We start from the raw sequence: 20,303 nt of genomic DNA on the forward strand, positions 1-20,303 counted from the left end.
CGTCCATTCTCCCAGTCCGGTCCAGCGGCTGGTCCCTGCGTTGCCGCACCCACGGGCCGGGCATACCGTGAAGGCACGTCAACGACTTCCGGGGGGAAGCCCATGCACGAGCTTGTCGCACACGTCCGTCCACGTCGCCGCATCGCTGCGGGTCTCGCCGCCGCGCTGACCGCCGGCACCCTGCTCGCGGTCTCGTCGAGCCCGCCGAGCAGCGCGAGCGCTACGCAATCGACGTCGTACGGCTATGGCGGCGCCGTGTCGTCCGTCGACGCGAATGCCAGCAAGATCGGGCTCGAGGTGCTCCGCAAGGGTGGCAACGCCGCCGATGCCGCGGTCGCCACAGCCTCGGCCCTCGGCGTGTCCGAGCCCTACAGCGCCGGCATCGGCGGAGGCGGCTACTTCGTCTACTACGACGCGCGCAGCCACAAGGTCAGCACGATCGACGGCCGCGAGACGGCGCCGGCCGGCATCGCGCACGACGCGTTCATCGACCCGGCGACCGGCAAGCCATACCGGTTCACGCCCGAGCTCGTCTCGTCCGGCGTCGCGGTCGGCGTGCCGGGCACGCTGGCGACCTGGGACTCGGCGCTCAAGCGGTTCGGCACGCGGTCCCTCGCACGTACGCTCGCACCATCGATCGAGCTGGCGCGCAAGGGGTTCGTCGTCGACGACACGTTCCGCAACCAGACGCTCGACAACAAGGCGCGGTTCGCCGCGTTCCCCGACACCGCCAAGCTGTTCCTCCCCGGCGGTGACGCCCCACAGGTGGGCACGACGTTCCGCAACCCCGAGCTCGCCGACACGCTGAGCCGGATCGCTGCGCGGGGCCCCCAGGCGTTCTACCAAGGGCCGCTCGCCGCCGAGATCGCCGACGTCGTGCAGCACCCGGCCAAGGACCCCGCCTCGGCACTGCCCGCACCGGCCGGGTCGATGACCACGGCGGACCTTGCGGCGTACCGCGTCAGGATGCAGGACCCGACGAAGGTGTCCTATCGCGGCCTCGATGTCTACGGCATGGCACCGTCGTCATCGGGTGGCACGTCCGTCGCCGAAGCGCTCAACATCCTAGAGAACTACGACCTCGGCAGTGGGCCCAGGCTCGCGCAGAGCCTGCACCTCTACCTCGAGGCATCGGCGCGGGCGTTCGCTGATCGCGGCGCATACGTCGGTGATCCCGCGTACGTCGACGTGCCGACGAAGACGCTGCTCAGCCAGTCGTTCGCCGACTCGCGGGCCTGCACGATCGACCCGGATCACGCGACACCCAAGCCAGTGAGCCCGGGCGCGTTGGCGGCGACCAGTTGCCAAACGTCCGAACAGACCGACCCTGGTGACACGGAGAACGTCTCGACGACGCACCTCTCGGTCGTGGACAGGTGGGGCAACGCGGCGGCGTACACCCTGACGATCGAGCAGACCGGCGGCTCGGCGATGACCGTGCCGGGGCGTGGCTTCCTGCTCAACAACGAGCTGACCGACTTCAGCGCGGTGTACGACCCGAAGGACCCCAACCGCATCGAGCCCGGCAAGCGCCCGCGCTCGTCGATGTCGCCGACGATCGTGCTCAAGGACGGCAAGGTCAAGTACGTCGTCGGGTCGCCCGGCGGCGCGACGATCATCACGACGGTGCTGCAGATCCTGCTCAACCGGGTCGACCTCGGCATGACGCTGCCCGAAGCCGTGGCAGCGCCTCGGGCTTCGCAGCGCAACGCTGCGGCGACACCTGCAGAGCCGGAGTTCATCGCGGCGTACAAGGACCTGCTCGCGCCCTACGGTCAGGTGCTCACGCCATCGGGCGACCAGTTCACCTCGGCTGCGGAGATCGGTGCGGCAGCGGCGATCGAGGTCGGCCCCGGCGGCAAGCTCACGGCGGCAGCGGAGCCCAAGCGCCGCGGCGGCGGCACAGCCTTGGTCGTACGCCCGTCACGCTAACCGCCGAGATTTGGATCGAGGTGCACCACCCGGAAGCCGTACGTGGTGCGACTCGATCCAAATCTCGGGGCGTCAGGCTTGGGCGGCGGCGATCTTCATGTCGCGGCGGAGCTCCGGCGGGAGCGCGAAGATCAAGCTCTCGTCGGCCGTGCGTACGGCCTGGGCGCCCGGGTGGCCTCGCTCGGCGAGGTAGCCCAGCACCTCCTGCACCAGGTCGTCCGGCACCGACGCGCCTGACGTGACGCCGACGGTCTCGACGCCGTCGAGCCAGCGCTCGTCGATCTCGGAGATGTCGTCGATGCGGTAGGACGCCTTGGCGCCGGCCTCGAGGGCGACCTCGACGAGGCGTACGGAGTTGGAGGAGTTGGCCGAGCCCACCACGATCACCAGATCGGCGTTCTTGGCGATCTCCTTGACCGCCACCTGGCGGTTCTGGGTGGCGTAGCAGATGTCGTCGCTGGGCGGGTCCTCCAGCTGCGGGAACTTCTCGCGCAACCGGCGTACGGTCTCCATCGTCTCGTCCACGCTGAGCGTGGTCTGCGACAGCCAGGACAGCCGAGTGCCCTCGGGGAACTCGAGATCGTCGACGTCGTCGGGAGTCTGGACGAGCGTGATGTGGTCGGGCGCCTCGCCGGCAGTGCCCTCGACCTCTTCGTGGCCCTCGTGCCCGATCAGCAGGATGCGGTAGCCCTCCTTGGCGAAGCGTCGCGCCTCGTGATGCACCTTGGTCACCAGCGGGCAGGTCGCGTCGATCGTCTTGAGGCTGCGCTCCGCCGCCTCGGTGTGCACCATCGGCGAGACGCCGTGCGCGGAGAAGACCACGGTCGCGCCCTCGGGAACCTCGTCGAGCTCCTCGACGAAGATCGCGCCGCGCTCGCGCAGGTTGTTGACGACGTGCTTGTTGTGCACGATCTCCTTGCGTACGTAGACCGGCGCGCCATAGAGGTCGAGCGCCTTCTCCACCGTGATCACGGCGCGGTCGACGCCGGCGCAGTAGCCGCGCGGGTCGGCCAGCAACACGCTGCCTCCGACGGGGGGCATGCCGAGCTCGATCGTGGAAGACATGTGGACGAGTCTAACGGTGTCGTCCGAAGACCCTAGGGTGTCGGTATGGCCCTGGAGACGACCGCGGACGCACCTGCGCCGCTGCGGCAGATCTCCCAGCTCATCGACGGCTACATCGGCCGGCTCGGCGCGGTCTGGGTCGAGGCCGAGATCGCACAGCTGACCCGCCGGCAGGGTGTCTGCTTCCTCACGCTGCGCGACCTGGTCGCCAAGATCTCGATCGATGCGACCTGCCACGCCAGCATCCTCGACGCCTCCCCCACACCGATCACCGAGGGCTCGCGGGTCATCGTCCACGCCAAGCCGTCCTTCTACCTCCCGCGCGGCCAGCTCGCCCTCGAGCTGCGCGAGATCCGGCCGCAGGGCGAGGGCCAGCTGCTGGCCCAGCTCGAGCGCCGCCGGCAGCTGTTGGCCGCCGAGCGCCTGTTCGACCCACGGTTCAAGAAGACCCTGCCGCTACTCCCCCGCGGCATCGGGCTGATCACCGGCAAGAACTCCGCCGCCGAGCGCGACGTCCTCGAGAACGCCCGGGTGCGCTGGCCCGACGTACGCTTCGTGGTCCGCCACGCGTTGATGCAGGGCAATGGCTCGGCGCTCGACGTCATGGGTTGCCTCAAGAATCTCGACTCGGACGCGTCGATCGACGTCATCGTCATCGCCCGGGGCGGCGGCTCGGTCGAGGACCTGCTGCCGTTCTCCGACGAGGCACTGATCCGCGCCGTCCACGCGTGCACCACGCCTGTCGTCAGCGCGATCGGCCACGAGCCCGACAGCCCGATCCTCGACCTGGTGGCCGACGTCCGCGCCTCGACGCCCACCGATGCCGCCAAGCGCATCGTGCCCGACGTCCGCGAGGAGCTGGCCGGCCTCGCGACGATGCGCCGGCGCTCGGCGCACGCGATCCGGGCGATCCTGGGCCGCGAGATCCAGGGCCTCGCCGCGATCCGATCACGCCCCGTCCTGGCCAGGCCCACGACCCTGGTCGACGCCGAGCAAAGCCTGATCCACGAGACCCGCGACCGGGCCCGGCGCTCGCTGGGCCACCGGCTCGACCGGGCACACGACGAGGTCGGCCACCACCTGGCCCGCGTACGCGCGCTGTCGCCGCTCGCGACCCTCGAGCGCGGCTATGCAGTGGCTCAGCTGCCCGACGGCACCGTCGTCACCTCGATCGACCAGGTCACGGTCGACGACGAGCTCACGGTGCGAGTGTCCGACGGCACCCTCGGCGTACGCACACAGACGAAGGAAGAGATGCCCCATGCCTGAAGCAGCACAGACTCCCGAGATCCCCTACGAGCAGGCCCGTGACGAGCTCATCTCCGTCGTGCAGAAGCTCGAGGTCGGCGGCACGAGCCTCGAGGAGTCCATCGCCCTGTGGGAGCGCGGCGAAGTGCTCGCCGGCATCTGCCAGCAGTGGCTCGACGGCGCCCGCAGCCGGCTCGCCGCCGCCGCTGGGATCGACGCGGAGGACGACTCCTCCGAGTGACGTCCGGGCCGGCGTCGCGCGGCCTATCATCATGACTCCACGCGAAGAGGGGGTCAGGCATGACGATCGACGCCCTCGACCTGTTCGGTGACCCGTCGATCCTCAAGGTCTCCGCCACCGACATCGCCTCGGCCGCCCAGTGCCCGCGCCACCTCGCCCTCAAGATCCGCCCCGACGTGAAGTCCCGCCGGTGGCGCCGCTCGTTCGGCTCCGAGAAGACGTTCGTCCTCGGCATCGTGACAGACCTCGTACGCGCAGCGCACTCGTCGGAATGGGCCCATGACCCGCAGCACCTCGCCGGCTGGATCGCCCAGGAGCTCGAGCGTCGCCGTGTCCACCGGCTCCTGCGCCCGTACGCGACGGTCGCGGTGACCAACATCCTCGAGGCGCACTGGGACATCGAGGACGACATCGGTCCCCTGCAGCTGTTCCAGAGCGACCCGACGATCGGCACGGTCGAGCGCACGCTGACGGTGTGGGGCCCGCTCTATCGCACGGAGGACGGCGTCCGCGAGGTCCGGCGCTACCGGCTCGGCGCGGCCCGCCCCGAGCCGACGCATGACGACCTGCTCTGGGCTCACACCGCTGCCCAGGTCGCTGCCGGTTTCGCGTCACGCGACACCCCCGTACGCATCAGGGTCGTCGAGATCGGGGCCGCCGACGGCAGCATCGCGGTGCTCTTCGACGGATCTCCCGACGACGCCGACGCTGCGTTCTCGGCCGAGGCGAAGCACATGGCCGGCAGCCTCGGCGATCTCGCACACCCCGCTCCGGGCCGCGAGTGCTCGAGCTGCAAGGTCGCCGGTGCGTGCGAGGCGCTGATCCCTGTGCCGGAGGTCCTGGGTCAGCCGATCAAGGGCTACGCATCGCGCTCCGTCGCACCGTCCGAGCTCGACCGCTATCAACGGTGCCCGGCGCAGTGGTTCCTGACCTCCGAGGCCAAGGTGCCACGCGACGCCGAGTACTCCGGTGCGCAGACCCGGGGTCTCCTGGTCCACACGTGGCTCGAGGTGGCGCACGCCCGAGGCGTGGGGTGCAGCGAAGACGACCTGCCGGAGCCCGGTGGCGACATCGGCCTCGCCGCGACGGTCATGGACGCCGCGGACTATGCGGTCGCCCATCCGTACCTCCGGCACCACGTCTCGAGCTGCCCGCTCGCCACTGACGGTGTCGAGTACGTCGCCAGCGAGACCGCGATCCACGGCTTCGACCATGACGCGGAGGTCATCGCCGTCACGAAGCCCGACCTCGTCTTCCGCGTCGGCGACCGGCTCGTGGCGCGCGAGGTCAAGACCACCGGCACCCTGCCGGCCGGCGGCGCCGACGAGGTCTACGCCGACAACCTCCAGGTGCCATTCCTGCTGTCGATGCTGGCCGCGGGCGTCGCCGAGGCGCACGGCTGCACCACCGCGACGGTCGAGGTCGAGATGCTGACGCCCGACGCCGGCGAGGTCCACGCGTGGGACCTCGAGGAGCCGGGACTCGTCGACGCGGTCAAGGCAGACGTCGCCGCCGCGGCTGGTGACTGGCACGTCGATGCGGAGTGGCGCACCCGACCCGGCGCGCACTGTGCGTGGTGTCCCGTACGCCAGTGGTGTCCCGACCGTCAGGTCTACGAGAACGCGGAGCTCGCATCAGCCGAGAGCACCCCTGCGCCTGTCGACGACGAGCCGGCGCCGTTCTAGGACGCCGACAGCGAGGTGATGTAGTCCTCGATCACGCGACGTGAGGGCGTACCGATGACCACCGTCGTGACGTCGCCGTCGCGGCGTACGTACGTCGTGCGGTCCTCAGGCCCCTTGCGCACGCTCCAGGTCTCACCGTCGATGTCGGCCGAGCCATCAGCCTTGCTGCCGTCCGCGAACCGTTCAACAGCGCGGCCGACGCTCACCTTGGACTGGTCGAGGCCGATGTAGTCCTCGTCATCGGTCAGGACGCCGAGGTGCCACCCCTCGATGTCATAGCTCGCCCGGTTGGCCTTCCAGCCCTTCGGCAGGCTCGACGGCGCGAGCACCTTGAAGTCCGCGACCGGCCTGACCTGGTCGACGATCGTGGCGTAGTCGACTGCGGGGGTGGGACTCTCGGGCTCCTGCGTGAAGAACTTCCCGAAGGCGTACAACCCGAGGACGATCAGCCCGATCACAGCGACCGACCGGACGATGTCACCCATCGCCGGATTGCCGCGGGTCGATCCTGGCGAGCTCATACCTCGACTTTACGGGGCGACATCCGCGCAAACTCGACCGGCCGCAGACGTCTACCGGCAGGTACGATGACCGCGTGAACAGCCTTCAGCCCGCCGCGCAGGCGCCCGACCGCAACCTCGCCCTCGACCTGGTCAGGGTGACGGAGGCCGGGGCCATGGCCGCCGGCCGCTGGGTGGGCCGCGGCGACAAGAACGGCGCCGACGGTGTCGCGGTCAACGCGATGCGCACCCTGATCAACACGGTGCAGATGAACGGCGTCGTCGTGATCGGCGAGGGCGAGAAGGACCACGCCCCCATGCTCTACAACGGCGAGCAGGTCGGCGACGGCACCGGACCCGAGTGCGATGTCGCGGTCGACCCGATCGACGGCACGACGCTGACCGCCAAGAGCCTCCCCAACGCCGTCTCGGTCATGGCCGTGGCGCCGCGCGGCGCGATGTACGACCCGTCGGCCGTGTTCTACATGGAGAAGCTCATCGTCGGCCCCGAGGCCGCCGATGTCGTCGACATCCGGCTGCCGGTCGCCGAGAACATCGCGTTGGTCGCCAAGGCCAAGGGCATCCGCAACAGCGACGTCACCGTGTGCGTCCTCGACCGGCCCCGCCACCAGGAGCTGGTCGACGAGATCCGCGCCGCGGGCGCTCGGATCAAGTTCATCATCGACGGCGACGTCGCCGGCGGCATCACCGCAGCCCGGCCAGACACCGGCGTCGACCTGCTGGTCGGCATCGGCGGCACCCCCGAGGGCATCATCACGGCGTGCGCCATCAAGGCGATCGGCGGGACGATCCAGGGCAAGCTGTGGCCGATCGACGACGACGAGCGCCAGCGCGCGATCGATGCCGGCCACGACCTCGATCGCGTGCTCTACACGAACGACCTGGTCGACGCCGACGACTGCTTCTTCGTCGCCACCGGCATCACCGACGGCGAGCTGATGGCGGGCGTTCGCTACGGCGCCGGCAAGGCCTACACCGAGTCGATCGTGATGCGCTCGCGCAGCGGCACGATCCGCAAGATCACGAGCGAGCACCAGCTCGCCAAGCTCAAGGCGTACTCCACCATCGACTACGAGTCCTGAGGCATGACCCGGTCCGGGGAACAGTTCGCGTCGCTGCCGTCGGGCATCGACATCTGCTACGAGACGTTCGGCAACCCCGAGCATCCGGCGATCCTGCTCGTCATGGGCCTGGGCGGCCCCATGGGCTGGTGGTCGGAGGACTTCTGCGAACGCCTCTCGAGCCGCGGCTACTTCGTCATCCGCTACGACAACCGCGACACCGGCCGCTCCACCAAGCTTCGCCACCACAAGGTCGGCAAGCTCGACCTCGTACGCGCGTTCGCCGGTAGGGGCAAGCCGCCGTACGGCATCGGTGACCTGGCCGAGGACGCGTTCGGCGTGCTCGACCACCTCGGCGTCGAACGCGTGCACCTCGTCGGGGTCTCGATGGGCGGCATGATCGTGCAGACCATGGCGATCGCCCGGCCCGAGCGCGCGATGTCGATGACCTCGATCATGTCGACGACCGGCAACCGCCGAGTCGGGTGGCAGCATCCGCGCATCCTCCCGACGCTGYTCTCGTCGGCCGGATCGACCCGAGACTCGTACGTCGAACGGTCGCTGCGCACGTCGGCGATCCTCGGCTCGCCGGCGTTCCCGGGCGACGAGGAGCTGGCACGGGCGCGGGCGTACGAGACGTACGACCGCGGTTGGACGGCGAGCGGGGTGACGCGGCACATGCTGGCGGTGCTGGCGCAGCCCGACCGCACCAAGGACCTGGCAAAGCTCGACCTGCCGGTGACGGTGATCCACGGGCTCAACGATCCGCTGGTCCACCGCTCCGGCGGCAAGGCCGTGGCCAACGCCGTCCCGGGTGCGGAGCACATCGAGATCGCGGGCCTGGGGCACGACCTGCCGGTGCAGCTCTATGACACGTACGTCGACGCGATCGTGCGTACGGCCGAACGCTCCGTCTCGCACTGACTCCGCACTTGCGGCTCTTTTCGCTCTGCGTTGCCGCAGTTGATGCTCTAGAGTGCGAGGCATGTCGCACGTACGGATCTCCGATGCTGCCCGATTCYTCGGTGTCAGCGATGACACGGTCCGCCGATGGGTCAGCGCCGGCAGCTTGACGTCTGTGACGGACGCGGCCGGCCGCATGGCGATCGAGGGCCGCGAGCTCGCGAAGTTCGCGAAGGAGCAGGCGGGCGCCGCCCACGAGACCGGATCGGCGAGCTCGGCGCGCAACCGGTTCGTCGGGCTGGTCACTGCGGTCAAGGCCGACACCGTGATGGCCCAGGTGGAGATGCAGTGCGGGCCGTTCCGCGTCGTGTCGCTGATGAGCAGCGAGGCGGTCGACGAGCTCGGGCTGGAGCCTGGGTCTGTTGCGGTCGCGGTCATCAAGTCGACCAACGTCATCATCGAGTCGCTGGAGAGTGCCCCGTGAGGCGGCTGGCGGTGCTGGCGCTGTTGCTGTCGACCCTCTCGGCCTGCGGCTCGGATGCTTCATCCGACAAGGCCACGATCACGGTGTTCGCGGCGGCCTCGCTCAAGGGCGCATTCACCGAGATCGGCAAGGAGTACGAGGCCGAGCACGACGGGGTCAGTGTGAAGTTCAACTTCGCCGGCTCCTCCGACCTCGTGGCGCAGCTCCAGCAAGGTGCGAGCGCCGATGTGCTCGCCACCGCGGACGACGCCACGATGAAGAAGGCCACCGACGACGATCTGGTCGCGGTGCTGGACAAGCTGGGGACCAACACGCTCGAGATCGCGACGCCGCCGGGCAACCCGGCACACGTCGACTCGCTCGCCGATCTGGCCGATCCCGACCTTAAGGTCGTCGTGTGCGCGCCGGAGGTGCCGTGCGGCGCGGCGGCCCGTCAGGTCGAGAAGGCCGCCGGCGTCGTCATCAAGCCGGTCAGCGAGGAGCAGTCGGTGACCGACGTGCTCGGCAAGGTCATCTCGGGCGAAGCCGATGCGGGCCTGGTCTACGTCACCGACGTCAAGGCTGCCGGTGACCAGGTCCACGGCGTGCCGTTCCCCGAGTCCGCCAAGGCGGTCAACAGCTATCCGATCGCCGTCTTGTCGCACAGCACGCATCAGGCCACCGCGGGTGACTTCATGGACTTCGTCACCGGCATGAGGGGACAGTCCATCCTCGGCGCCGCCGGGTTCGGCAAGCGCTGACATGACGACGACGCAGCAGTCCGGCGTACCCCGGTGGGTCTTCCTGCCAGCGACGGTCGGTGCCGCGTTCATCGTGCTCCCCCTCGTCGCGCTGGCGACGCGGGTCGAGTGGGGTGACTTCTTCTCGCTGATCACGTCGGACTCGTCGCGCGCGGCGCTGTGGCTGAGCCTGCGTACGTCCGCCGCGAGCACGCTGCTGTGTCTCCTCCTGGGCGTGCCGATGGCGCTGACCCTCGCGCGCACGACCTTCCGGGGACAGTCGCTGCTGCGATCGGTCGTGCTTCTGCCGCTCGTGCTGCCGCCCGTCGTCGGAGGCATCGCGCTGCTCTACACGTTCGGGCGCAAGGGACTGCTCGGCGAGACGATCGACGTGCTCGGGCTGCAGATCGCGTTCTCGACCACGGCGGTCGTCATCGCGCAGACGTTCGTCGCGTTGCCGTTCATGGTCGTGAGCCTCGAAGGCACGCTGCGAACGGCCGGTGAGCGGTACGAGGTGGTGGCCGCGACGCTCGGCGCGCGTCCCACGACGGTCCTGCGACGGGTCACCCTCCCGCTCGTGCTGCCGGGGCTGGCGGCTGGAGCCGTGCTGTCGTTCGCGCGGGCGCTGGGCGAGTTCGGCGCGACGATCACGTTCGCCGGCAGCCTCGAAGGGGTGACCCGGACGCTCCCCCTCGAGATCTACCTGCAGCGTGAGTCCGACCCGGATGCTGCGGTCGCGCTGTCCTTGGTCCTGGTGGTCGTAGCCGTCCTGGTCATCGGGCTGGTGCGTGGTTCGAGGAGCAACGCACTGTGAGCCTCCGCATCGATGCAACGATCCGTGACCGCGACGTCGATGTCTCGCTCAAGGTCGCGCCGGGTGAGGTCGTGGCGATTCTCGGACCCAACGGCGCCGGCAAGTCGACCGTGCTCAACGCCATCGCGGGGGTCCTCCGCCCCGACACCGGCCGGGCCACCCTCGATGACGATGTCCTGTTCGACCTCGCCACCGGCACCTGGCAACCTGCGTACGCCCGCAGGACGGCGCTGCTCGCGCAGGACCCGTTGCTGTTCCCGCACCTCAGCGTCGTCGACAACGTCGCGTTCGGTCCGCGCAGCGCCGGGCGTACGCGGTCGCAATCACGGGCCGACGCCGCGACCTGGCTGGACGCGGTCGACGCTGCGGAGCTCGAAGACCGCCGGCCCTCTGAGCTCTCGGGTGGCCAGGCGCAGCGGATCGCCGTCGCCAGAGCACTGGCCGCCGAGCCCCGCCTCCTGCTGCTCGACGAGCCGATGGCCGCCCTCGACGTCACGGTCGTCCCGGCGATGCGCCAGGTGCTCAAGCGGGTCCTCGCGGGTCGTAGCGCGATCATCGTGACGCACGACGTGCTCGACGCGCTGCTGCTCGCCGACCGCGTCGTCGTCATGGAGGGTGGGCGGATCGTGGAGGAGGGTCCGACCCGAGAGGTGCTCGAGCGGCCGCGAAGCACGTTCGGCGCCGGCATCGCCGGACTCAACCTGATGCGCGGACGCTCGGCGGGCGGCGCCGTACGTACGCCGTCGGGGTCGACGGTCGCCGGCCTCTCGGACGTACCGGTGCCGGACGGCAGCGAAGCCGTCGCGGTGTTCAACCCGAGCGCGGTCGGCGTGTACGTCGAACCGCCGGCAGGCAGCCCTCGCAATGTGTTCGCGTCGACGATCCGCGAGCTTGAGCCGCGGGGCGCACAGGTGCGCGTACGCACCGACGAGCTCAGCGCCGATGTCACCCTGCCGGTCGTCGCCGAGCTCCGCCTCATGCCGGGCAAGGACGTGTTCCTGGTCGTCAAGGCCAGCGAAGTCACGATCTACCCCGCCTGACTCCTAGGCTGGTCCCCATGACCGGGCCGACCCTGCGGCGTCGCGATGACGGCGCGCTCGAGCTGCGGGTCAACGGCGTGTTCGTGATGGACGACGTCGAGACGTCGTCGGAGCAGGCCCTCGCGCGTACGGTCCTCGACCTCGGCGCGCGGGACGTCCTGATCGGTGGCCTGGGACTCGGCTACACGCTTCGCGCTCTCCTGACATCGCCGCAGGTCACCGAGGTCGTGGTCGCCGAGCTACACCCCGAGATCGTCGGCTGGATGCGCGACGGCACGATCCCCGGCGCCGACCTGCTGGCCGACGTACGGACGCAGATCGTGGTCGGCGACGTGCGCGATGTGGTCGCGGCGCAGGCCCCGGCGTCACTCGACGCGATCGCGCTCGACGTCGACAACGGGCCGGATTTCCTCGTGCACGACGCCAATGCCGCGGTGTACGGCACCGACTTCGTCGAGGTGTGTAGGTCCCGGCTCCGGCCCGGCGGACACCTGTGCGTCTGGTCCATGAACGACTCCGAGCAGCTGCGCCGGGCGATGGGCGACCACCTGACCGACGTACGGACCGAAGCCGTAGACGTACGACTGCAGGGAAGGGACGAGCGCTACTGGATCGTCTCCGGCACTCGGCGCGACGACGCCGCCGCGGGCGACTAACGTTCCAGACATGGAGTCGCTGAGTCGCATCGAGTTCGTCACCGCCTGCCGCACCGCCTTCGAGCTCGCGAGCTCGCCGGAGGTCGCCGAGTCCTGGGACACGGAGAGCGCCTGCGCCGGTATGACGGTCGGTGGGCTCACGGCGCACCTGCTGGCCCAGGCGAAGCACGCGGCGCGGTTCCTGGCGCAACCGCCGACGACCGACGACCCGATCCCCGTGCTCGACCACTACGCCGGCGCTGCGTGGGTGACCGCAGAGCCCGAGGACGAGGCCAACACCTCGATTCGTGACGAGGGCAACGCGGCGGCGGAGGCTGGGCGCGCCGCAGTGCTGGCCGAGGTCGAGCCCTTGATCGGGCAGCTTCCGGACCTGTTGCGCACGCCGCGCGATCCCGACACGATCTTCATCCCATGGCAGGGCTGGGCTCTGACGACCGACGACTTCCTCGTGACCCGGTCGATGGAGCTCATGGTCCACTCCGACGACCTCGCCGCGAGCGTGGGGTTGCCGACGCCTGACTTCCCGGACAACGTTGCGGCGCACGTCGTCGACCTGCTCGGTGGCGTCGCCGTACGCCGTCACGGTCAGGCCGCCGTGGTCCGCGCGCTGAGCCGACCACAGCGCGCACCGGCGTCGATCTCGGCCTTCTGACGTACGACGACGTCCTGCCGGACGCCCGCCCGGACCGCAGCGATATCGTCGGAAGCATGACCGAATACCGCATCGAGCACGACACCATGGGCGAGGTCCGCGTCCCCGCCGACGCCCTCTGGCGAGCCCAGACCCAGCGCGCCGTCGAGAACTTCCCGATCTCCGGCACCCCGATCGAGCCCGCGCAGATCCGCGCCCTGGCCCAGATCAAGGCCGCGTGCGCCAAGGCCAACGCCGAGCTCGGCATCCTCGACCAAGACATTGCCGACGCGATCGTCGCTGCCGCCGACGAGGTCGCCTCCGGAGCGCACGACGCGCAGTTCCCGATCGACGTCTTCCAGACCGGCTCGGGCACGTCCAGCAACATGAACACCAATGAAGTCCTCGCGACGCTCGCCACGAAGTCGCTCGGCAAGGACGTCCACCCCAACGACCACGTCAACGCCAGCCAGTCGTCCAACGACGTCTTCCCGACGTCGATCCACGTCGCAGCGACCGCCTCGGCGACCAACGAGCTGATCCCCGCGCTCGACCACCTGGCCGCCTCGCTGGAGGCCAAGGCCAAGGAGTTCGCCGGCGTCGTCAAGTCCGGGCGTACGCATCTCATGGACGCCACTCCGGTCACGCTGGGCCAGGAGTTCGGCGGCTACGCGGCACAGATCCGCCGCGGCATCGAGCGGGTCGAGTCCTCCCTCGGCCGTACGGCCGAAGTCCCGCTCGGCGGCACGGCAGTCGGCACCGGCATCAACACCCCGATCGGCTTCCCGCAGCGCGTCATCGAGATCCTCGCCGAGAACACCGGCCTGCCGATCACCGAGGCGACGGACCACTTCGAGGCCCAGAGCGCCCGCGACGGCCTGGTCGAGATGTCCGGCCAGCTCCGTACGATCGCGGTCAGCCTCACCAAGATCTGCAACGACCTGCGCTGGATGGGCTCCGGTCCACGCACGGGGCTCGGCGAGATCGCCCTGCCCGACCTGCAGCCCGGCTCGAGCATCATGCCCGGCAAGGTCAACCCGGTCCTGCCCGAGGCGACGCTGATGGTCGCCGCCCAGGTCATCGGCAACGACGCGACGATCGCGACCGCCGGTGCGTCCGGCTCGTTCGAGCTCAACGTCATGCTGCCGGTCATCGGCCGCAACATCCTCGAGTCGATGCGTCTGCTCGGCAACGCGTCGCGGGTGCTCGCCGACCGCTGCATCGACGGCATCACGGCCAACGAGGAGCGCTGCCTCGAGCTTGCCGAGTCGTCGCCGTCGGTCGTCACGCCGCTCAACCGGTTCATCGGCTACGAGAACGCCGCCAAGGTCGCCAAGACGTCGGTCAAGGAGAAGAAGACGATCCGCCAGGTCGTCGTCGAGATGGGCTTCGTCGAGCGCGGCGAGATCAGCGAGGCGGACCTGGACAAGGCGCTCGACGTCATGTCCATGACCCACCCCTGACCCACCCCCGCTGACGCGTGGGTTGCGCCCGCTCACGCGTGGGTTACGCCCGCTCACGCGTGGGTTGCGTCCGCCGAAGCTGGGGGTCCCCCACGAGCTCCGCGAGTAGGGACGGTTACGTGCCGCCGTAACCCACGCCTCACCCGGCGCAAGCCACGCCTCACCGGGCGCAAGCCACGCCTCACCGGGCGCAAGCCACGCCTCACCCGGCGCAAGCCACGCCTCACCGGGCGTAAGCCACGCGTCAGCGGCGTTTGGCTAGGACGTAGCCGTCGCGGTCGTAGATCAGCTCGTACGTCCCACCGTGGGCTTCCTCGGCGTACGACACGACGTCCACGGGTGAGCCGATGCCGGCACCGGCGTCGAACAGGACGTACGCCGGCCGGACCCGCTTGCCGATCGAGCCCCACCAGTAGACCGTGTGGTCCGTAACGAGGTGGCTCATCATCGCGATGTCGGTCTCGACCGTCGCACCGTCGGGCACCTGCGCGATCACCGCATGTGCGGCAGCGGCTCGCGGCTGCTCGTCGTACGTCTCGGAGTCGAGCAGCGTCGACAGCGGCGAGTTGACCAGCGTGAACGCCGTGACGACGACCGCCGCGACGGTCGCCCAACGGAGCACCGGCCACCGCCGCATCGCGTCGATCATCGCGATGAACACGATCGGCATCAGTAGCAGCGAGTAGTGCCACTCGGTGCCCCAGTAGTACGCGTTGTCGCCCGCAAAGCGCCACGCGAACGTCGGCAGCACCACCAGCAGCCACGGCGACGCCAGCGCGGCGAGCCCGGTGATGCCGACGGTCAACGCGACGGTCGCGAGCTTGCGGCCGGGCTCGTCGAACAGCGTCGCGAGGATCCCGCGGTCACCGCCGAGCGACGAGGTGTACGCATACGAGTCACCGGGGTTGAACGCCGGCACGATGACCAGCACGATGAACGCCATCGCGACCAGGCCGATCCCCGCGAGCTGGACGCCGCGACGCCGCTCCCCCGCGAGCCAAAGGACCCCGCCGATGACCGCAACGGTCAGGCCGAGGTCCTCCTTGACCAGCAGCAGCGGCAACGACCACAGGACGACAGCACCGAAGCGCCGGTCGACGTATGCCGCACCGGCGAGCGCCAGCAGCGGCGCCCCGAAGGCAACCTCGTGGAACTCGGCCTCGACGCCGGACTGCAGCCCGAACGACAGCCCGTACGCCAGGCCGATCGTCGCGCCGGTCAGGGTGCCGAGGTGTCGCATCGCCACCAGCGCGATCACCGCGACCGAGATCGTGATCAGCACGACCTGCGCCAAGGCGATGGTCTGCGCCGACGGGAAGACCCGGTAGAACGGGGCGATCAGGGCGTCGATCGGCGAGAAGTGGTCGCCGAGGATGTTGAAGCCTGGGCCCTTGATGTCGACGATCGGCGCGCCGGGCCGCGCATACCCCTTGACCGCCTGCTCGAAGATCGCGTGGTCCCACGACGAGATCGTGAAGCGCCGAAAGCGCATCAGCGTCAGCACGCCGTATGCCGTGCCGGCCGCGAGGGCGATCAGCCCAGCGATGATCCGCTGGGCGCGAGTCGAGGTCATCGCTCGAGTGTGAGGTTCTCACCCGTCTCGGGGTCGAACACGTGCACCTTCTGGCGCGGTATGACGACCCGGATCGACATGCCGGGACGCAAGGTGCTCTCGGGGGCGAGCTCGGCGACCAGGAAGTTCTGGAAGAGGTCGAACTCCAGCAGGTCCTCAACCTCGTTGAGCAGGTCCTCGACCTCGGGCGCGATGTCATAGCCGAGGTAGGCGAACTGGCTGCTGCCACGCCACTCCACGTCGTCGATGCGGGTCGTGAAGTCGACCCGGTCGGTGACGGCCTGACCGCCCTGACCCGATGCGTCGTAGCAGTGCTCGGGGCGGATGCCAGCGACGACGACACCGCGGTCACCGATGCGCTCCAGCAGGTTGTCGTCCAGCAGCATCGTGGCCAGCGGCATGACCAGCTGGCGCCCCATGGGGAACGCCGGGACGAGGTTCATCGGCGGCGAGCCGAGGTAGCCGGCGACGAACATGTCCGCGGGCCGCTCGTAGAGATCGCGTGGGGTGCCGACCTGGTGGATGAATCCCTGGTGCATCACCGCGACACGATCGGCGGTACTGAGGGCCTCGGCGACGTCGTTGGTCGTGAAGATCGACGTGCGCTGGTTCTCCTGCTGCCATTGGTGGGTGACCGAGCGCACCTGCGTGCGTACGCGCTCGGACTGCTGCGAGAACGGCGCATCGAGCAGGTACGCCTTGGCGTCGCGCACGAGCGACCGACCGAGCGCAACCCGCTGGCGCTGCGCGTCGTCGAGCTCGGCCGGCTTGAGGTCGAGCAGCTCGCCGAGTGCGAGGAACTCGGCAACCGCGTTGATGCGCTCCGACAGCTCCCTGCGGTCGTAGCCACGACGCAGCGTCGCGGCGAACGCCAGGTTGTCGAACACATCGAGGTGCGGGTGCAGGGCGAAGTCCTGGAACACCATCGCCAGGTCGCGGCGGCGCGGGCCGGCGGCGTTGACCACGACGTCATCGATCAGGATGTCGCCGGACGTGTGGTCCTCGAGCCCGATCAGCGTGCGCAGCAGCAGGCTCTTGCCGGCGCCCGACGGACCCGTGATCGCGAGCGTCTCGCCCGACGGGACCGTGAGGCTGATGTCATCGAGCAGCGGGCGATCGCCGTTCGCGGCCGTCGTGAGGTTGCGGACTTCGATCGAGGTCATCGGTACGACCTTCCCAGGAGTTGAGTGATCCGGCGCGGGAACACGAGCAGCAGCAGAACGACCGGCGCGAGCCACAGGAGGCCCGCGGCCGCGACCGCGGAGCTCGAGGTCTCGAGCTGGCCGGTGGCGAGCATCAGGGTCGCCGGCAGCGGGCGCGAGTCGTCGTCGGCCGAGAGCGCAGCACCGAGGACGAAGTCGTTGCAGCCGGCCACGAACACCAGCAGGGTCGCCACGACAACCCCCGGCACCACGTTGGGCACCGCAAAACGTACGAATGCCTGCGACCACGTCGCACCGTCGGCGCGCACGGACTCGCGCAGCGACCACGGCACGTCGCGGAAGACCGTGACGCACAACCAGATCGCCAGCGGCAGGGTGAGGACGAGTGCAGGTGGTACGAGTGACATCCGGGTGCCGAAACGGTCCCATGCGATGACCTGGTCGGTGATCGGTCCGGCCAGGGCGAGCACCGGCAGCAACAGCGCCCCGGCGACCAGTCCGTACACGAACCGTCGGCCATGGACCGGCAGCCGCACCAACGCGTACGCAGCGGCGACCGCGAGTGGCATGGTCACCACGGTGGCGATGCCGGCGACGAACAGCGACGTCTGTGCGGCGTCCTGGAGGATCTGGGAGTGCAGCGCGCCGTCGAACGCGTCCCAGCTGACGTCCCTCGGCCACACCGTGCGCGCCGTCGTGCCTTGCGGCGCCGCGGCGACGGAGAACGTCCACAGCAGCGGGACCAGGGTGAACGCAGCAAACAGCTCGACGCCGATGAGCGCCCAGATCGACACCGGCCGGCGGGTGTCGGCGAACAGGATGCCGGCGGCGCTGGTCGCCATCAGGACGACCGCAAGGGCGAGCCACAGCCACACGTCGGGTCGCGAAACGCGGAAGATGGCGTAGTTGGCGAGGGCGAACCCGAGGACGAAGGCGGTGCCCGACGCCCAGAGGCGCGAGCGGACGGAAGGCGTCACACGACCCTCCTCACGCGGAACAGCGGGACCATGATCGCGGCCATCAACAGCACGAGGACCAGCAGGACCACCGACATCGCGGCACCGAGACCCAGCTCCAGCGACGAGAACGTGGTGTTCCAGACCAGCAGCGGTGCCGTGCGGATCGAGGCTCCCGGCTCGTCGACCAGCAGCGGCCCCTCGAGGATCCGGAAGGTGTCGAGCGCCCGATAGGTCGTCGCGACTGCGATCGCCGGCCCCATCGCGGGCAGCACGACCCGGCGGGACCGTTGCCAGGCAGTGGCGCCGTCGGCGGTCGCAGCGGCCAGCAGCGAGGTCGGCACGCGGAGCAGTCCGGCGAGCAGGATCAGCGTCGTGATGCCCGTGCCCCGCCACAGCTCGCCGACCGTGACGCCGACCAGCTGGCCGAACGGCCCGACGTCATCAAGTCCGAACCACTCGGCCGCGAACCCCGTCGTGACGGCATCACGCCACACGACGGCCGACACGACCGCGAGCATCGCGAACGGCACCAGCACGAGAACCCGGGTGACCGGCCACAGCAATGTCAGTCGGCGAAGCGCCACGGCGAACCCCAACCCGATCAGCAGCTGCAGCATCACGACGACCAACACGATGACGAGCGTCGTGGCGACCGCCAGCCACCACGACCGGTTCGTCAGCACGTCGACGTAGTTGTCGGCGCCCACGAACGTACGGTCTGCGGGGTTGGTCAGCGGCGCGGAGTGCAGGGACAGCCAGATGCCGCGCCCGATCGGCCAGCCCGTCACGACGAGCAGCACGATGAAGGCGGGCGCGAGCCAGCGCCAGCCCTTCACGGCAGCTCTCCGGCGATCGCCGCGCGTACGGCCTTCTGCGACCGTTCGAGGGTCGCGTCCTGCGAGAAGTCGCGCAGCGGCAGCCAGGTGTCGTCGAGCGCCGCCTCGGCGACCTGCCAGTACGGCGTCACGGGCAGCGTCGCGCCGGACTGGACCGCCGGCTTGGTCACGGCGGCCATCGGATAGGAACGGCTGAGCGCTGGGTCGTCGTATGTCGTCAGTCGGCTCGCGCTGTGGCCGGCGCTCGCCATGATCGAGGTGAGCACGGTCGGCGAGGTCAGGCAGCTGATCGCCTGGTAGGAGAGGTCGGAGTGCGGTGCGTACAGCGGGACCGCGAGCCCGACGCCGGACAGTGGCGCGACACTCGTGTCGGCCACGGTCGGGTATGCCGTCCAGGCCATGTCGGACGCCACGGCCGCGACATCCGGATCGGAGATGACCGAGCTCGGGCCGAGCAGGAACCCGCCGTCGGGCGCGGCGAACTTCTTGAGGGCGCTCTTCGACGGCCCAGGTCCGCGGTCGGAGTCGAGGTAGAACTCGACGACGGACGCCGCAGTCCGGCCGGCAGCAGTGTCGAGCCCGACCTTCGCGTTGCGTCCTGAGCCGTCGACCAGCTTGCCCCCGGCACCGACGACAAGGGCGTTGACCCACTGCGCCAGGCCGGTTCCGTCCTCGTCGGCCATCTGAATCGTGACGCCGAGCCGTTCGGCCCCGGAGACGAGGTCGTCCCAGCTGATCGGCTTGGTCGTGTCGAGGCCCGCGCGCTCGGCGACCTTGCCGCGATACCAGAGCAGCTGCGGGTCGAACCACCACGGCGCGACGGCGAGCTGCCCGTCGTACGTCGCTGCGGCCAGCGCACCCGGGGCGATGCCCTGGGCGAACGGGGCCTTGAGCTCCTCCGGGATCGGCGCCAGGAACTGCGCGGCGGCGAACTCGGCGGTGAACGCCGAGTCGAGGCTCAGCAGGTCGATCGAGGTGTCCTTGGCCTGCAGCCGGCGTACGAGCAGCGCGTGGCGCGCGGTGACGTCGGCCGGCAGCTGCTCGACCCGGATCTCGTACGCGCCTTTGGCCGCCTCCGTGCACGTACGCGCGAGGGCGGTCGTGTCGGCGCGGTCGGGGCCGACGTACCAGGTGAGTGTCGGGGTCGTGCCGGGCTTCTCGTCGGACGAGCCACAGGCGGCGAGCACGCAGAGCAGGACAGCGATGGTCGCACCGGTCCAAACTCTCCCTCGTGCGCTCACGAGCGCAACTTTGCCACAGAGGAGGGGCCCTTCCCGGGCATACCGGGAAAGGCCCCACCGTCACATGA

At 69.8% G+C, this 20,303-nt stretch carries 20 protein-coding genes; 13 read left to right on the forward strand and 7 right to left on the reverse strand.

The genetic code is table 11. From position 1 onward, the window contains the following. Window positions 1-102: 102 nt before the first annotated feature. The gene (ggt, locus tag AC1DVU_RS12520; protein WP_476922768.1) at window positions 103-1,932 is read left to right on the forward strand and encodes a gamma-glutamyltransferase; all 1,830 of its coding nucleotides are present in this window, start codon (window positions 103-105) and stop codon (window positions 1,930-1,932) included. A gap of 72 nt (window positions 1,933-2,004) precedes the next feature. Here the strand turns inward: ggt and AC1DVU_RS12525 are convergent, their stop codons facing one another. Then, window positions 2,005-2,997, reverse strand: coding sequence for a 4-hydroxy-3-methylbut-2-enyl diphosphate reductase (locus AC1DVU_RS12525; protein ID WP_476922769.1), 993 nt, complete (start codon window positions 2,995-2,997; stop codon window positions 2,005-2,007). 45 nt (window positions 2,998-3,042) lie between these two features. Here AC1DVU_RS12525 and xseA point away from each other — a divergent pair, with 45 nt between their 5' ends. The 3 genes from xseA to AC1DVU_RS12540 are packed head-to-tail and all read left to right on the forward strand — an operon-like array spanning window position 3,043 to window position 6,171. Then, on the forward strand, window positions 3,043-4,266 hold the full coding sequence (gene xseA / locus AC1DVU_RS12530) for an exodeoxyribonuclease VII large subunit (RefSeq protein WP_476922770.1): 1,224 nt from the start codon (window positions 3,043-3,045) through the stop codon (window positions 4,264-4,266). Continuing rightward, on the forward strand, window positions 4,259-4,486 hold the full coding sequence (locus AC1DVU_RS12535) for an exodeoxyribonuclease VII small subunit (RefSeq protein ID WP_476922771.1): 228 nt from the start codon (window positions 4,259-4,261) through the stop codon (window positions 4,484-4,486). Before xseA ends, AC1DVU_RS12535 begins: the two co-directional genes overlap by 8 nt. 59 nt (window positions 4,487-4,545) lie before the next feature. Then, the gene (locus tag AC1DVU_RS12540; protein WP_476922772.1) at window positions 4,546-6,171 is read left to right on the forward strand and encodes a PD-(D/E)XK nuclease family protein; all 1,626 of its coding nucleotides are present in this window, start codon (window positions 4,546-4,548) and stop codon (window positions 6,169-6,171) included. On the opposite strand, the gene AC1DVU_RS12545 is transcribed toward AC1DVU_RS12540, so the two are convergent. After that, window positions 6,168-6,692, reverse strand: coding sequence for a DUF4245 domain-containing protein (locus AC1DVU_RS12545; protein ID WP_476922773.1), 525 nt, complete (start codon window positions 6,690-6,692; stop codon window positions 6,168-6,170). The two genes, AC1DVU_RS12540 and AC1DVU_RS12545, sit on opposite strands and share 4 nt — an antisense overlap. Before the next feature lie 74 nt (window positions 6,693-6,766). On the opposite strand from AC1DVU_RS12545, the gene glpX reads away from it, so the two are divergent. The 9 genes from glpX (at window position 6,767) to AC1DVU_RS12590 (ending at window position 14,463) form a co-directional block, all read left to right on the forward strand. Continuing rightward, the gene (gene glpX / locus AC1DVU_RS12550; protein ID WP_476922774.1) at window positions 6,767-7,774 is read left to right on the forward strand and encodes a class II fructose-bisphosphatase; all 1,008 of its coding nucleotides are present in this window, start codon (window positions 6,767-6,769) and stop codon (window positions 7,772-7,774) included. Window positions 7,775-7,777: 3 nt separating this feature from the next. Continuing rightward, complete coding sequence (locus tag AC1DVU_RS12555; RefSeq protein ID WP_476922775.1) at window positions 7,778-8,677, forward strand: alpha/beta fold hydrolase; 900 nt, start codon at window positions 7,778-7,780, stop codon at window positions 8,675-8,677. A 61-nt stretch (window positions 8,678-8,738) separates the two neighbouring features. Continuing rightward, complete coding sequence (locus AC1DVU_RS12560; protein ID WP_476922776.1) at window positions 8,739-9,140, forward strand: TOBE domain-containing protein; 402 nt, start codon at window positions 8,739-8,741, stop codon at window positions 9,138-9,140. Then, window positions 9,137-9,880, forward strand: a complete 744-nt coding sequence (modA, locus tag AC1DVU_RS12565) for a molybdate ABC transporter substrate-binding protein (protein ID WP_476922777.1) — start codon at window positions 9,137-9,139, stop codon at window positions 9,878-9,880. Before AC1DVU_RS12560 ends, modA begins: the two co-directional genes overlap by 4 nt. Before the next feature lies 1 nt (window position 9,881). After that, the gene (locus tag AC1DVU_RS12570; protein WP_476922778.1) at window positions 9,882-10,673 is read left to right on the forward strand and encodes an ABC transporter permease; all 792 of its coding nucleotides are present in this window, start codon (window positions 9,882-9,884) and stop codon (window positions 10,671-10,673) included. After that, window positions 10,670-11,713, forward strand: coding sequence for a sulfate/molybdate ABC transporter ATP-binding protein (locus tag AC1DVU_RS12575; protein WP_476922779.1), 1,044 nt, complete (start codon window positions 10,670-10,672; stop codon window positions 11,711-11,713). Before AC1DVU_RS12570 ends, AC1DVU_RS12575 begins: the two co-directional genes overlap by 4 nt. A gap of 17 nt (window positions 11,714-11,730) precedes the next feature. Continuing rightward, on the forward strand, window positions 11,731-12,369 hold the full coding sequence (locus AC1DVU_RS12580) for a polyamine aminopropyltransferase (protein WP_476922780.1): 639 nt from the start codon (window positions 11,731-11,733) through the stop codon (window positions 12,367-12,369). Window positions 12,370-12,379: 10 nt separating this feature from the next. Continuing rightward, window positions 12,380-13,021, forward strand: coding sequence for a maleylpyruvate isomerase N-terminal domain-containing protein (locus AC1DVU_RS12585; protein ID WP_476922781.1), 642 nt, complete (start codon window positions 12,380-12,382; stop codon window positions 13,019-13,021). 56 nt (window positions 13,022-13,077) lie between these two features. Continuing rightward, window positions 13,078-14,463, forward strand: coding sequence for a class II fumarate hydratase (locus AC1DVU_RS12590; RefSeq protein ID WP_476922782.1), 1,386 nt, complete (start codon window positions 13,078-13,080; stop codon window positions 14,461-14,463). A 244-nt stretch (window positions 14,464-14,707) separates the two neighbouring features. Here the strand turns inward: AC1DVU_RS12590 and AC1DVU_RS12595 are convergent, their stop codons facing one another. The 5 genes from AC1DVU_RS12595 to AC1DVU_RS12615 are packed head-to-tail and all read right to left on the reverse strand — an operon-like array spanning window position 14,708 to window position 20,235. Then, entirely contained in the window at window positions 14,708-16,036 is a 1,329-nt protein-coding gene (locus tag AC1DVU_RS12595; protein WP_476922783.1) for a DUF2079 domain-containing protein, read from the reverse strand. Next, entirely contained in the window at window positions 16,033-17,199 is a 1,167-nt protein-coding gene (locus tag AC1DVU_RS12600) for an ABC transporter ATP-binding protein (protein ID WP_476922784.1), read from the reverse strand. Before AC1DVU_RS12600 ends, AC1DVU_RS12595 begins: the two co-directional genes overlap by 4 nt. Beyond that, window positions 17,196-18,176, reverse strand: coding sequence for an ABC transporter permease subunit (locus AC1DVU_RS12605; protein WP_476922785.1), 981 nt, complete (start codon window positions 18,174-18,176; stop codon window positions 17,196-17,198). The genes AC1DVU_RS12600 and AC1DVU_RS12605 overlap by 4 nt, the downstream gene beginning before the upstream one ends. Further along, window positions 18,173-18,994, reverse strand: a complete 822-nt coding sequence (locus AC1DVU_RS12610; RefSeq protein ID WP_476922786.1) for a carbohydrate ABC transporter permease — start codon at window positions 18,992-18,994, stop codon at window positions 18,173-18,175. The genes AC1DVU_RS12605 and AC1DVU_RS12610 overlap by 4 nt, the downstream gene beginning before the upstream one ends. Beyond that, the gene (locus AC1DVU_RS12615) at window positions 18,991-20,235 is read right to left on the reverse strand and encodes an extracellular solute-binding protein (RefSeq protein ID WP_476922787.1); all 1,245 of its coding nucleotides are present in this window, start codon (window positions 20,233-20,235) and stop codon (window positions 18,991-18,993) included. Before AC1DVU_RS12615 ends, AC1DVU_RS12610 begins: the two co-directional genes overlap by 4 nt. Between the last annotated feature and the right edge of the window lie 68 nt (window positions 20,236-20,303).

The organism is Aeromicrobium sp. P2_G6, assembly GCF_056403535.1.

Bases quoted from the DNA above. Each gene is read 5' to 3' on its own strand.
- xseA (WP_476922770.1), top strand. From the start codon at position 3,043: ATGGCCCTGGAGACGACCGCGGACGCACCTGCGCCGCTGCGGCAGATC.
- AC1DVU_RS12580 (WP_476922780.1), top strand. From the start codon at position 11,731: ATGACCGGGCCGACCCTGCGGCGTCGCGATGACGGCGCGCTCGAGCTG.
- AC1DVU_RS12570 (WP_476922778.1), top strand. From the start codon at position 9,882: ATGACGACGACGCAGCAGTCCGGCGTACCCCGGTGGGTCTTCCTGCCA.
- AC1DVU_RS12595 (WP_476922783.1), bottom strand. From the start codon at position 16,036: ATGACCTCGACTCGCGCCCAGCGGATCATCGCTGGGCTGATCGCCCTC.
- AC1DVU_RS12590 (WP_476922782.1), top strand. From the start codon at position 13,078: ATGACCGAATACCGCATCGAGCACGACACCATGGGCGAGGTCCGCGTC.
- AC1DVU_RS12545 (WP_476922773.1), bottom strand. From the start codon at position 6,692: ATGAGCTCGCCAGGATCGACCCGCGGCAATCCGGCGATGGGTGACATC.
- AC1DVU_RS12525 (WP_476922769.1), bottom strand. From the start codon at position 2,997: ATGTCTTCCACGATCGAGCTCGGCATGCCCCCCGTCGGAGGCAGCGTG.
- ggt (WP_476922768.1), top strand. From the start codon at position 103: ATGCACGAGCTTGTCGCACACGTCCGTCCACGTCGCCGCATCGCTGCG.
- AC1DVU_RS12540 (WP_476922772.1), top strand. From the start codon at position 4,546: ATGACGATCGACGCCCTCGACCTGTTCGGTGACCCGTCGATCCTCAAG.
- AC1DVU_RS12535 (WP_476922771.1), top strand. From the start codon at position 4,259: ATGCCTGAAGCAGCACAGACTCCCGAGATCCCCTACGAGCAGGCCCGT.
- AC1DVU_RS12585 (WP_476922781.1), top strand. From the start codon at position 12,380: ATGGAGTCGCTGAGTCGCATCGAGTTCGTCACCGCCTGCCGCACCGCC.
- AC1DVU_RS12600 (WP_476922784.1), bottom strand. From the start codon at position 17,199: ATGACCTCGATCGAAGTCCGCAACCTCACGACGGCCGCGAACGGCGAT.